Annotated in this window: 12 protein-coding genes; 4 read left to right on the forward strand and 8 right to left on the reverse strand. The window is 59.1% G+C overall.

The annotated features are described in order from the left end of the window. The first annotated feature begins 96 nt into the window (after positions 1 to 96). Complete coding sequence (locus tag JZI28_RS16440) at positions 97 to 315, forward strand: hypothetical protein (RefSeq protein ID WP_353397890.1); 219 nt, start codon at positions 97 to 99, stop codon at positions 313 to 315. Between the two features lie 444 nt (positions 316 to 759). Here JZI28_RS16440 and ccoP read toward each other — a convergent pair whose 3' ends face one another. Genes ccoP through ccoN form a run of 4 tightly spaced genes read right to left on the reverse strand, consistent with a single transcriptional unit; the run spans position 760 to position 4,204 of the window. Next, positions 760 to 1,629 (reverse strand): cytochrome-c oxidase, cbb3-type subunit III, encoded by an 870-nt coding sequence (gene ccoP, locus JZI28_RS16445; RefSeq protein WP_375698305.1) that lies wholly within the window; start codon positions 1,627 to 1,629, stop codon positions 760 to 762. Further along, on the reverse strand, positions 1,626 to 1,838 hold the full coding sequence (locus JZI28_RS16450) for a cbb3-type cytochrome c oxidase subunit 3 (RefSeq protein ID WP_295452701.1): 213 nt from the start codon (positions 1,836 to 1,838) through the stop codon (positions 1,626 to 1,628). The genes ccoP and JZI28_RS16450 overlap by 4 nt, the downstream gene beginning before the upstream one ends. Positions 1,839 to 1,850: 12 nt before the next feature. Then, a complete protein-coding gene (gene ccoO / locus JZI28_RS16455) occupies positions 1,851 to 2,579 on the reverse strand; it encodes a cytochrome-c oxidase, cbb3-type subunit II (RefSeq protein ID WP_375698306.1) in 729 nt (242 codons plus the stop codon). Positions 2,580 to 2,593: 14 nt separating this feature from the next. Beyond that, positions 2,594 to 4,204 (reverse strand): cytochrome-c oxidase, cbb3-type subunit I, encoded by a 1,611-nt coding sequence (ccoN, locus tag JZI28_RS16460; protein WP_295452707.1) that lies wholly within the window; start codon positions 4,202 to 4,204, stop codon positions 2,594 to 2,596. A 208-nt stretch (positions 4,205 to 4,412) separates the two neighbouring features. On the opposite strand from ccoN, the gene JZI28_RS16465 reads away from it, so the two are divergent. Beyond that, positions 4,413 to 5,252 (forward strand): universal stress protein, encoded by an 840-nt coding sequence (locus JZI28_RS16465; protein ID WP_375698307.1) that lies wholly within the window; start codon positions 4,413 to 4,415, stop codon positions 5,250 to 5,252. 149 nt (positions 5,253 to 5,401) lie between these two features. On the opposite strand, the gene glyA is transcribed toward JZI28_RS16465, so the two are convergent. Next, positions 5,402 to 6,736, reverse strand: coding sequence for a serine hydroxymethyltransferase (glyA, locus tag JZI28_RS16470; protein ID WP_375698308.1), 1,335 nt, complete (start codon positions 6,734 to 6,736; stop codon positions 5,402 to 5,404). A gap of 129 nt (positions 6,737 to 6,865) precedes the next feature. Between glyA and JZI28_RS16475 the strand changes: the two genes are divergently transcribed. Further along, positions 6,866 to 7,759: a LysR family transcriptional regulator gene (locus JZI28_RS16475; protein WP_375698309.1), complete on the forward strand. Its 894-nt coding sequence runs from the start codon at positions 6,866 to 6,868 to the stop codon at positions 7,757 to 7,759. 63 nt (positions 7,760 to 7,822) lie between these two features. Here JZI28_RS16475 and fnrL read toward each other — a convergent pair whose 3' ends face one another. Then, positions 7,823 to 8,563: a transcriptional regulator FnrL gene (gene fnrL / locus JZI28_RS16480; protein WP_295452750.1), complete on the reverse strand. Its 741-nt coding sequence runs from the start codon at positions 8,561 to 8,563 to the stop codon at positions 7,823 to 7,825. Positions 8,564 to 8,624: 61 nt separating this feature from the next. Between fnrL and hemN the strand changes: the two genes are divergently transcribed. Continuing rightward, positions 8,625 to 10,019, forward strand: coding sequence for an oxygen-independent coproporphyrinogen III oxidase (gene hemN, locus JZI28_RS16485; protein ID WP_375698310.1), 1,395 nt, complete (start codon positions 8,625 to 8,627; stop codon positions 10,017 to 10,019). A gap of 112 nt (positions 10,020 to 10,131) precedes the next feature. Here the strand turns inward: hemN and JZI28_RS16490 are convergent, their stop codons facing one another. Further along, positions 10,132 to 11,712 carry an ABC transporter ATP-binding protein gene (locus JZI28_RS16490; protein ID WP_348154644.1) on the reverse strand — a complete coding sequence of 527 codons (1,581 nt, stop codon included), beginning with the start codon at positions 11,710 to 11,712 and terminating at the stop codon, positions 10,132 to 10,134. Next, complete coding sequence (locus tag JZI28_RS16495; protein ID WP_375698311.1) at positions 11,709 to 12,815, reverse strand: ABC transporter permease; 1,107 nt, start codon at positions 12,813 to 12,815, stop codon at positions 11,709 to 11,711. Before JZI28_RS16495 ends, JZI28_RS16490 begins: the two co-directional genes overlap by 4 nt. Positions 12,816 to 12,817 lie beyond the last annotated feature (2 nt).

Genomic DNA, 12,817 nt, shown 5'->3' on the forward strand with positions numbered 1-12,817 from the left:
AATCCTGACTTACATAATTGAATTTTTCCTGAGTCGCATCTTGCGCCCTTTGCAGCGACAGTCAAAGGCAGAAACACCAGCACAGGAGATTTCAACATGCTGATCAATATCTACGCCCGCTCCATGATGACCGCAGCCCGCCAGCCCTGTGTGCTGGTTCGTGACATCCCACCAGCCACAGTCACCGCCGCTGAACCCGATACAAACGCCACCCCAGGTTGGTTTGCCAAGATGCTGCGCCTGTTCAAACTGCGGGCTACGAAAGCCCGCCAGGCGCGACAGCCCCTGCGCTGCGTCGATCTGCAAAACCTGTAACCAAAACGCCAAAGCGCAGCGGCTAGATGTAAATTTTGGGGGACAAATCGCCAGAGACTTATGGGCGTCGGTTTTCCAGGAAACGCGCGAACAGATCGAAAATCCGACGCCCAATCCCCACGACCTAGCACGTCAGGCAGCGGGAATTCTGTGCTGGCCCAGATCCTCTTCCCCCAAAGAACGCAAAAGGATCTGCCAGCCTATCTCTGTCTTTGGGTATTGAAGCAGCCTTTGGCCCGGCACACCTTGACCCTAATCAAACTGGCAAAGAAATGACCGCAGCAGGTCAAGAAAATTGGGCTGACATAGGGGCTGATCTGACATCCGATTGGTTCCGGTTCCCGTGCCTGTGCCCGTGCCAATACTAATGCCAATGACCTGAACGAAAAAAGGGCCACCCCGATGGGGCAGCCCTTTGTTTTGAGGTGCGAAACAGAGGGTGGCTTATTCGCCGCCGCCCAATTGGTGCACATAAGACGCAACCGCACGGATCTGCGCCTCGGTGAGGCGGGTGTTCCAGGCCGGCATCACACCGTAACGGGCATTGTTAACAGTCTCGCTGATGGCGGCGTAGTCCCCACCATACAGCCAGATTGCATCCGCAAGGTTTGGCGCCCCCTGGCTGCGATCACCAGTGCCGTCGTCCATGTGGCAGGCGGCACAGTTGTCTTCATAGACCACAGCACCGGCCTCCACTTTGGTGGCATCCTCTGCGTCACCGGACAAAGACATGACAAAGTTAACAACCTGGTCGATCTCTTCTTTTTCCAGCAGCTCGTCACGACCAAAGGCAGGCATCTCGGAGTAGCGCGCATCGTCGCTGTCCTCGTTACGGATACCGTGGGAGATCGTCATATGGATATCCTCGACGGAACCGCCCCAGAGCCAGTCATCGTCCAGCAGGTTGGGATAGCCTTTCGCGCCAGCGGCACCAGAGCCATGGCACTGGGCACACCAGGTCTTGAATACAGCAGAGCCCGAAGACACAGCGTAAGATCCAAGCTCGGCATCGCCCGCAATTGCTGTCAGCTCTGCGGCTTCCAGTTTGGCATTCATTGGCGCGTTGGCTTCTTCAACCGCTGCGATCTCATTTGCCACATCACCCCGTGTTGACCACCCGAGGATCCCTGCAGTGGCAGAGTTCACCATGGGCCAGGCCGGATACATGATGGTATAGCCAATCGCCCAGACGATGGTGGCATAGAGAGTCCAGAGCCACCAACGGGGCATCGGGTTATCGAATTCTTCGATCCCATCCCAAGAGTGGCCAGTGGTGTTTGGGTCGTCGTCGTACTTTTTGACGGGTTTGCTCATGTCCTCGCCTCCTTGTCTGCGGCGGGTGTCGCCTCGCCCTCAACCGGGGCGGGGGCGTCTACGTGGCGAAAGGGAATGCTGGCTGTGTCTTCATAGACCTTAGAGCTGCCGGGCCGAAAGGCCCAAGCAACAATAGCCATGAAAAACACAAACAGAAACAACAACATCCAGCTGTCTGCAAATTCGCGCAGGAGCGTATAGATTTCCATCTGTTCCTCTCCTTAGCGGTTTGCGTCGGGTGTGAAGGTCGAGAAATCAACCAGCGTACCCATCATTTGCAGATAAGAGATCAGCGCGTCGGCCTCGGAAACACCGGGTTGACCGTCAAAGTTACTGACGCTGACGCTTTCACCATAGCGTTCCAGCAGCCCGTCATAGTCGCTGTCAGGGTCTGCCTGGGCCTTAAAGTCAGCCTGGGCACTTGCCAGCATCTCCTCTGAGTAGGGCGTGCCAAGCATAGCGTTCACCGCCATGACGTCACCGATATACTTGCCATCGATCATCTTGCGCTCAAGGAAGCCATATTTCGGCATAACCGATTCCGGCACCACAGACTGCGGGTCACGCAGGTGGTCGACGTGCCATTCGTTCGAATAGCGGCCACCCACACGGGCCAGGTCAGGCCCGGTACGCTTGGACCCCCACTGGAACGGATGGTCGTACATCGATTCTGCCGCCAGCGAGTAGTGGCCATAGCGTTCGACCTCATCGCGCATCGGGCGGATCATCTGGCTGTGACAGACGTAGCAGCCTTCACGAATGTAGACTTCACGGCCCGCCAGTTCGAGAGGGGTGTAAGGGCGCATGCCCTCCACCTTCTCGATGGTGTTTTCCAGCCAGAACAGAGGAGCGATCTGAACCAAGCCACCAATAGACACAACCAGGAAACTGCAGATCAGCAACAGGGTCGCATTGGTCTCGAGGATTTTATGTTTGTCGAGAATTGCCATTTGCCATTCCCTCCTTATTCAGCCGGAACCGCGACAGTAAGGCTCGACTCTTTGGCCGGAGCTTTACGGACGGTCATCCACAGGTTGTAGCACATGACAAGCGCACCGGAGAGGAACATAACGCCACCCAGACCACGTACCACATACATCGGGAACTTCGCTGCCACGGTATCGGCAAAGGAGTTCACCAAGAAGCCATTGGCGTCAACTTCGCGCCACATCAGGCCTTCCATGATCCCGGTCACCCACATCGACGCGGCATAAAGAATGATGCCGATAGTGGCGAGCCAGAAGTGCCAGGACACCAGGCTGAGGCTATAGAGACGCTCGCGCTTCCACAGAACCGGAACCAGGAAGTAGAGCGCACCAAAGGTGATCATCCCGTTCCAACCCAGCGCACCGGAGTGCACGTGACCAATGGTCCAGTCAGTGTAGTGGCTCAGCGAGTTCACCGCGCGGATCGACATCATCGGACCTTCAAAGGTCGACATGCCGTAAAAGCCGATCGAGATAACCATCATCCGGATAACCGGGTCGGTCCGCAGCTTGTCCCAGGCGCCAGACAGCGTCATCAGACCGTTGATCATACCACCCCAGGACGGCATCCACAGCACGATCGAGAACACCATGCCAAGGGTCGAAGCCCAGTCCGGCAAAGCGGTGTAATGCAGGTGGTGAGGGCCAGCCCAGATATAGAGGAAGATCAGCGCCCAGAAGTGGATGATCGACAGTTTATAGCTGAACACCGGACGTTCGGCCTGCTTTGGCACAAAGTAGTACATCATGCCGAGGAAGCCCGCCGTCAGGAAGAAGCCCACGGCATTGTGGCCATACCACCACTGCACCATGGCATCCTGCACACCGGACCAGACGATGACCGATTTGGATCCCCAGATGGACACAGGAATGGTCATGTTGTTGACCAGGTGCAGCATCGCAACGGTAACGATAAAGGCCAGGTAGAACCAGTTGGCGACATAGATATGCGGCTCTTTGCGTTTGATCACGGTGCCGAGGAAGACCGCCAGATAGGCCACCCAGACAATGGTCAACCACAGGTCAACATGCCATTCGGGCTCTGCGTATTCTTTCGACTGAGTGCTGCCAAACAGGTAGCCGGTTGCCGCCAGAACGATAAACAGCTGATAGCCCCAGAACACGAACCAGGCGAGGTTGCCGCCCCAGAGGCGGGCGGCGCTGGTGCGCTGTACCACATAGAAAGAGGTCGCAATCAAAGCGTTGCCGCCAAAGGCAAAAATCACCGCCGAGGTATGCAGCGGACGCAGGCGGCCAAAGTTGGCAAAACCCTGGGCCCACTCAAAGTTCAGCGCCGGAAAGGCCAGCTGAAAAGCGATGAACGTCCCGACGAGAAACCCCACAACACCCCAAAAGGCTGTGGCAACCACGCCAGCGCGCACAACGCTGTCAAAATACTCATTTTGCAGGCTGCCAGCAGCCGGCTTTGCCTCGCCTGTACGGCGCAGCGTGTATAGAAACAGACCACCAGCAACGAGCATGACGATTATCGCATGCACCTGGTAAGCCAGATCCCGCGCATAATTGGTCCCGATCATCGCAAAAAGCGTGACCAAACCAAGCGCTATCAGCTTGATATAATTAGACATATTGCGTCCCTTCACCATGTCCCCCGCGATTCTTAGCGTCGCGAAAAACCCATTTATTCCTCGAACTAGATGCAAAACATGCGCTCCGAGCGCATTGATCTGCATCAAGACACATACCAAACAACTGTGACAGACCAAGCAGAGTACGGCTACACTAACAGGCGTTCTTGTTAGAGCTCTGAATTCTTTTTACCACATGAGGTGAAACATGACTTACAAGACCATTCTCACGGTCCTGACCTCGCAGGACACGGCCGAAACTCCCTTGTCACAGGCAGCCTCAATGGCCGGATCCTTTGACGGCCATACCGATGTTCTGTGCCTGGGCGTTGATCGCACCCAGACCGGGTATTATTATGCCGGCGCAAACGCCATGGTTCTGCAAGAAACCATGACCCGCGCCAAGGAAGACGCCACTGCGCTGCAGTCTTATGCAGATGAGTATCTGAAAAAAGCCGGCGTCCAGTTTTCAACCGATGCAGGTATTGCGCAAATTGCCGACATGGGACGTCACGTGGCGCGACTGGCACGGTTTTCTGATCTGGTGGTTCTGGGCCAGCCCTATGGCAAAGGCAAAGGTGTCGAAGCAGAACCAGTGGTCGAGGCCGCGCTTTTTGAGGGCCGCACGCCGGTTCTGGTTGTTCCTGATGATGCCAAGCCCGTCGGCCAGCCCAAAACCGTCCTGGTTGCCTGGAACGAAAGCATCGAGGCAATGACCTCCATTCGCAAGGCCATGCCGCTTCTCATTGGCGCCGACCTGGTGCGCATTGTGGTGATCGACCCGCCGCAGCACGGGCCAGAGCGCTCGGACCCCGGTGGTATGCTGGCGCAGATGCTGGCCCGCCAAGGGGTCAAATGTGAGATTGATGTGCTCAGCAAAACCATGCCGCGGGTCTCTGATATCCTGATCCGCCATGCCGCTGATACAGATGCCGGCATGATCGTGATGGGGGCCTATGGGCATTCCCGCTTCCGCGAGGCGATCCTGGGCGGAGCGACCCGCAACATGCTGGAAAATGCAACCGTGCCAATCTTCCTAGCCCACTGATCCGGCTGGGGCTGATCCAGCTTGGTGCTGGAAATTTGGCTCTGGTACGCGCGTTCTGAAACTATACCCCCGCCCAGCTGCGACCAGCCGGGCGGGGGTTTCTATGTGGCGCGATGGCAGACGCTGTACAGTGCTGCGCCGGTATCGGCTCAGTTGCGGACGTACTGCAGGCCCTGGAACCGCGCCCGCATCTGTGCGGTTTCTTGCGCCACCCTGTCGGGATCATTGCTGGTCAGCCCGGCGGCGATCAATCTGGCCAACTCAGCAGCCTCCGCAGGGGTGACGCCCCGGCGCACCAGCTCAGGAGTGCCAATGCGCAGCCCGTTCATATCGCCCTCCACCGGATCAATCGGCAGGCCAATGCCGCAGGCCAAAAACCCGGCCCGGCGCAGTTTTTTTGAGGCTGCCTGACCACCGCCAAACCACGCCGCCTCGATGGCAAATTGATGCGAGCTTGTCGCCTGCCCGCCTGCGGCCCCCTTTGGCTTAAACACCGGCATTCCCAGCGCTTCCAGTTCATCGGCCAGCGCCTGCGCCAGGGTGATCATCGCCTGGGCATAGGCCGGACCGTGGTCGACCCAGTCCAGCAGGCTCAGCGCCAAAGAGGCGGATTTTGCCGCGTCAAAATTGGCCGTCATACCGGGAAAGGCAATGGCATCCAGGCGTTCGGAGATCTCGGCGTCATTGCTGACAATCAATCCCCCCGCCGGACCGCCGAGGCTCTTGTAGGTGCTCATGGTCATCACATGCGCCCCCTCGCTCAGCGGATTCGCCCAGGCCTGCCCGGCGATGATGCCGCATTGATGCGCCGCATCAAACAGCACCTTGGCCCCGACCTCATCCGCAATGGCGCGAATCTCACGTACCGGATGGGCAAAGAGGTTGAGACTGCCACCGATGGTGATCAGTTTGGGACGCTCCCGCAGCGCCAGGACCCGCAGGGCCTCCAGATCCACCGTATAGCCATCGGCATTGACCGGCGCCGGGTGAGAAATCAAACCATAGAGCCCGGCGCAGCCATCCGCATGATGGGTCACATGGCCCCCAATCGCAGCAGGCGGTGCGATGATACAATCGCCGGGTTTGGTCAGCGCCATGAACCCATAGAGATTGGCCAGCGCGCCAGATGCCACCCGGATCTCGGCATATTTGGCACCAAAGACCTGCGCCGCCAGCTCGGCGGCCATGACCTCTATTTCCTCGATGGCCTCCAGTCCCATTTCGTATTTGTCGCCCGGATAGCCCAGCGACGGGCGACTGCCCAGCCCGCGTGCCAGCACCGCCTCGGCGGCCGGGTTCATCACATTGGTCGCCGGGTTGAGGTTGAAACACTCCTCGTCGTGGATCGCGCTGTTGCGCTGTATCAGCGCCTCAATCCGATCGGCTGCTGCTGCCGGAGCCATGTCAGCAGTCGCCGCAGCAATCGTCTGCACCCGGGTTTCGCAAGAGACAGGCACCCAGGGGCGGCTGGCAAGATGGCGCATGGTAGAACTCCTATAGGGCTTGGCTTAGGGCCGATTTTCGACCGCAACTTTGGTCCAGTTGATCCCGCGCCAAGCTTGCGCGCAAATCAGTTTTCTGAAAATATAGGGTTAGAAAAAGTGAGTCTAACCATGGCCGTTTCGCCCCCCCGTCCAAAATCCTTTGCCATGACCGCCCTGCGCGCGTTTGAGGCCGCCGCCCGCTTGGGCGGGTTTTCAGCAGCGGCCACTGAGCTGGGCGTGACACCTGGTGCCATCTCCGCCCAGATCAAATCGCTGGAGGCAGAGCTTGGCGCTCCGCTGTTTCAACGCACCGCCAAAGGAGTGGTGCTAACACCGCTTGGTGCCCAATCGCTGCCAGCCTTTGGCCAGGCCTTTGATCAACTGGGGGAGGCCGTGCAACGGATGCGCGATGCTGCGGCGCCTCGGGTGGTCCATATCGCAACCCTGCCAGCCATCGCACAGTTCTGGCTATCGCCGCGGCTGCCGCGCCTGCGCGCAGAAATGCCCGGCACCGAAATCTCCATCACCGCACTGGAGCAGCCGCCAAACCTCAAGCGGACCTCCTATGATCTCTGCCTGTTTTTTTCTGATACCAACGGCACGGTCCTGGCAGAGGATGTCATCTTTCCCGTCTGCGCCCCTGCCCTGGCAGAGCGGCTGGAATCCCCGTTGGATCTGCTGGCGGTCCCCTGTCTCTATGACACCAGTTGGGAAGAGGACTGGGAGCATTGGCTGGCCCAGGCCGCCCAGCCACACCATATCGCGCCGCGCGGTCCGGTCTATTCGCTCTATGCCCTGGCAGTGGAAGAGGCGCTCAACGGAGCTGGGGTCTTGATCGGCCATGAGACGCTTTTGGCCCCCTATCTGGCCAGGGGGCAACTGGTGGCGCCCTTTGGACAAAAGGCCACCCTTGCACGGGCGCTGAGGCTGTGGAGCATGCCTGGGCGCAGCGCTGGCTCCGCCAGTCATCAGGTGTTCAGATGGCTGACACAGGCAGGAAAAACCCTGCCACACCCAGCCTAAACCCTCTCAACTACTGACATGAACCGCGGTAAAATTTCTATAGTTCCACGGCTTATCAGCGCCCTAGCTCATAAATCCGCCGTCGCTGTCGTCGCCCGCTTCTTCGAACAGCCGCCCCATATCAGGCACGGATACCCGGCGCTTACCCTCCAGCGAAATCACCCCGTCCCGTTTCAACGCCGACATCTGGCGGCTGACGGTCTCCAGTGTGAGGCCAAGATAATCCGCCATGGCTTCGCGGGTGAGTGGCAGATCAAAGGTCATGGAATTGACCGCCCCACGCGGCGTCAGCGAGGCATCGCGCCGGGCAATGATGGTCAGCAGGCTGGCAATTTTTTCCCGCGCAGTCTTTCGCCCCAGAACCAACATCCACTCGCGGGCGGCATCCAGTTCATCCAGGGTCATCTCCAGCAGGCGGTGGGCAATATGCGGCGTTTGCGCCATCAGCTCTTCAAAGGGCTTTTTGCGGAAACAGCACATCACCATATCGGTGGTCGCAACCACATTATAGGCCGCGCCATCGCGCCCCGGGCGACCGACAAAATCGCTTGGCAACAACAGGCCAACCATCTGCGTGCGGCCATCCTCCATCGTCTGCGTCAGCGTCGCGATACCCGAAACCACAGACCCGACAAAGTTCATCACATCGCCGGACCAGATAATGGGCTGCCCCGCTTCGTAGCTGCGATAGTATTTGATGGCATCCAACGCCTCCAGCTCGTCGGACTCGCAGCGCGCGCAAACAGCACGGTGGCGGATGGGACAATCAGCGCAGCTGATATGGGAAATGGTTGGGGCGTTCATGGGCAGTCCCGTTTGATCCAGGTCAAAGTTCGTTCGTGCGAATACTGGCTAGGATAATGATATGTGTCAGAAATCACAATTGGCGAAGCTCGGTTTATTCGATGCCAAAGTGCCGCGCTATACCAGTTACCCGACGGTGCCGCATTTTGCGCCGCACATTGGGGCGGCGCATTTCCAATCCTGGTTGGCGCAAATTCCAGCAGGAAGCCAGATCTCCCTTTATGTGCACGTCCCCTTTTGCCGCAGCCTCTGCTGGTTTTGCATGTGCCGCACCCAGGGGACCAGATCTGATGCCCCCATCGTTGCCTATGTTGCGGCGCTGAAACAGGAAATCTCGCTACTCAAATCCCATTTGCCCAAGGATGTCTCCCTGGCGCGGATCCATTGGGGCGGCGGCACGCCGACCATTTTACCCCCAGACATGATTCGCGATCTCGCTGCTGCACTGCTGGATATGGCACCGCTCGCTGCGGACGCAGAGTTCTCGGTTGAGATCGATCCAAATGAGTTCGACCAAGTCCGTTGCCAGGCCTTGATTGACGCTGGTCTCACGCGCGCCTCGATTGGAGTGCAGGGGTTCGACGACACCACCCAGCAGGCCATTGGCCGCAGCTTGACCTTTGACAGGGTGGCTCAGGTGGTTGCCATGCTGCGCCAGGGCGGCGTGCAGGATCTGAGCACCGATCTGCTTTTTGGCCTGCCGCACCAGACGCTTGCCCAGATCCGTCACAGCACCCGCCAATTGCTGTCGCTCACACCGGACCGGGTGGCGCTTTATGGCTACAAACATCTCCCCGCGATGGTCCGCCGCCAGACGATGATCCCGTCGGAAACCCTGCCCAAACCAGAGGACCGTCTGGAGCTGTTCAGCGCCGCCAGGGCCATCTGCCTGCAACAGGGCTACCAGCAGATCGGTCTCGACAGTTTTGCCCGGCCCGGCGACAGCCTGTGTGCTGCCCGCGAGACTCAGAGCCTCAAACGGGGGTTCCAAGGCTATAGCGACGATCCGGCAGAGGTTCTGATCGGCCTCGGCGCCTCGGCCATTTCGCGCTTCCCCCAAGGGTATACGCAAAACGCCCCCAGTACCGCGCGATACATGGCCACTGTCCAGGGCGGGAGCAAAGGCGGGAGTTTTGCCGCCGCGCGCGGCCATGCCTTTGAGGGCGAAGATCAGCTGCGCGAGCATATCATCAAGGCGCTACTCTGCGGGTTTTCGATTCCCAGCGACCAAATCCTGCAACGTTTCCCGGATCAGAAAGCACGGTTTGACGCCCTGGTCGGCCAGGCCTGTGCTGCCTTTCCCGGTATTCTGGTGCAAACCTCAAATGGCGCTGTAGTGACAGAAAGCGCCCGTGCCATAACCCGGATTGTTGCACGCCATTTCGACACCTATGAGGCCGCAGGCGCCGACAGCCTCCCGATCACAGCGCCAGACACGCGGGCCTCCTCGGCCTGAGATCCTCCCCTGTCCAGATAGAGCTGCAGCGCCGCGACAGCGGCGCCACCCCCAAGGGTGTGCCTTTGCCTTTGGCAAAGGCTAAGCGGGCGGGAGCCCCCCCCTTTGTGGCCTATCGGGCGGCGGCCAGCAGCTCGCGGGTGTAGGCCTCTTTTGGGTGTTCAAACAGCGCCTCGGCGGCGCCGGCCTCCACGATATCGCCCTGTTTCATCACCACCACCTGATGCGACATCGCCCGCACCACATTCAGGTCATGGCTGATGAACAGATAGGCCAGCCCATAGCGCTTTTGCAGATCCCGCAGCAGCTCGACGATCTGCACCTGCACCGTCATATCCAGCGCCGAGGTCGGCTCATCCAGCACCACCAGTTTGGGCCGCAGCACCATGGCCCGGGCAATGGCGATGCGCTGACGCTGGCCACCGGAGAACTCATGCGGGTAGCGATCCATCGTCGCCGGGTCCAGACCGACCTCGACCATCACCTCCGCCACCAGTTCGCGCGGAGCGCGGTGCTGGTCGACCCGGTGAATGGCCAGCCCTTCGGCAATGATCTGGGCGCAGGTCATCCGCGGGCTGAGCGAGCCAAAGGGATCCTGAAACACGATCTGCATATCCTTGCGCAGGCTGCGCAGCTCCCCCGTGGACCACTGCCGCAGATCGTCGCCGCAAAACCGCACTTCGCCCTCAGATGCAATCAACCGCATGATCGCCAGCGCCATGGTGGTCTTGCCAGAGCCGCTTTCGCCGACAATGCCCAGAGTTTCGCCTGCCCGCACGGAAATCGAGGTCGGATTGACCGCCTTCACATGGCCGACGGTGCGTTTCAACAGCCCCTTCTGGATCGGAAACCAGACTTTCAAATCCCGGGTTCGGATCATCTCCGGCGCGTCAGCCGCCACTGGCTCCGGGATGCCAGAAGGCTCTGCCGCCAGCAGTTTTTGCGTATAGGCATGTTGCGGATTATCAAAAACCGCCGCTGCCGGACCTTCCTCGACAATCTCGCCGCCTTTCATCACGCAGACCCGATCAGCGATGCGGCGCACCACGTTCAGATCATGGGTGATGAACAACAGCCCCATACCCTCAGATTTCTTCAGCTCTGCCAGCAGCTCGAGAATCTGCGCCTGGATGGTCACATCCAGCGCCGTTGTGGGTTCATCCGCAATCAGCACCTCTGGCTTATTGGCCAGGGCCATGGCGATCATCACCCGCTGGCGCTGACCACCAGACAGCTCATGGGGGTAGGCGCTCAGGCGGCTTTCGGCATCGCGAATGCCAACCTTCTGCATCAGTTCCAAAATGCGCCCCCGCGCCGCCTGGCCCTGCAATCCCTGATGCAGCGCCAGCGATTCCGCCAGCTGCTTTTCGATGGTGTGCAGCGGGTTGAGCGAGGTCATTGGCTCCTGAAAGATAAAGCTTATGTCATTGCCACGCACCTGCATCAGGTGCTTTTCCGAAGCGCCGACCATTTCAACCCCATCATAGGTGACCGAGCCCTCCACGATGGCGCTGTCGCCCAGCAGCGACACGGTGGACAGTGCCGAGACGGATTTGCCAGAACCGGACTCGCCCACCAAGGCCACGGTCTCACCACGTGCAACCGAAAACGAGACGCCTTTAACGGCTTCGGTGATCTTGCCATCCTGACGGAACGACACACGCAGATCGCGGACCTCTAGTACGGCACTCATGAAAAGGTCTTTCTTGGATCAAAGGCGTCGCGGATACCTTCAAAGATAAAAATCAGCAGCGACAGCATCAGAGCAAAGGTAACAAAGGCGGTGAAGGCCAGCCAGGGCGCCTCAAGGTTTTGTTTTGCCTGCAATGTCAGCTCCCCCAATGAGGGCGCTGAGGACGGCAGGCCAAAGCCGAGAAAATCCAAGCTCGCCAAGCCGCCAATGGTGCCGGTGATGATAAAAGGCAGCATGGTCAGGGTCGCCACCATGGCATTGGGCAGCATGTGGCGCAGCATGATGGTCATATTGCCCACTCCCAGGGCCTTGGCCGCGCGGACATATTCCAGATTGCGCGCCCGCAGGAATTCCGCCCGCACCACGCCCACCAGCGAGGTCCAGCTGAACAGGATCATCAGCCCCACCAAGAGCCAGAAACTGCGGCCTAAGATGGCAAACATGATGATGATGACATAGAGCGAATTCACCGAGCCCCAGACCTCGATCACCCGCTGAAACACCAGGTCCAGCCAGCCGCCAAAATAGCCCTGCACCGCACCGGCAAGAATACCAATCACCGTGGCCGCGCCGGTCACCATCAGGGTAAAGACAATCGACAACCGAAAGCCATGAATGACCCGCGCCAGCACATCACGTTTGGCGTCATCTGTGCCCAGGAGGTTCTGCCCATTGGGTGGCAGTGGCGCAGCCCCTGGGCGGTCCACATTGGTTTTGTAGGAATAGGGAATAAGCGGCCAAATCGTCCAGCCCTTGTAGAACCCTTCAGCCGCGTAGCTGCCGGCCGCGATCTCTTCGATGACCGCCTCCGGCTCGTCAAAGCAGTCCTCAACCCCGCCGGATTGGATCAGGCATTCCACCTCAGAATCGCGATAGCTTGCCTCAGTTTTGAAATCACCGCCAAAACTGGTTTCGGGATAGAACTTGAAGATTGGCGTATAAAGCTCGCCGCGATAGCTCACCATGATGGGTTTGTCATTGGCCAGGAACTCAGCAAAGAGCGACAGGCCAAAAAGCACCGCAAAAATCCACAGGGACCAATAGGCGCGTTTGTTGCGGCGGAAGGTGTTCCAACGACGTTGGTTAAGCGGGGATAATGCCATGG

The sequence above is a fragment of the Pseudophaeobacter sp. TrK17 genome (assembly GCF_042192375.1).
Classification (GTDB): domain Bacteria; phylum Pseudomonadota; class Alphaproteobacteria; order Rhodobacterales; family Rhodobacteraceae; genus Pseudophaeobacter.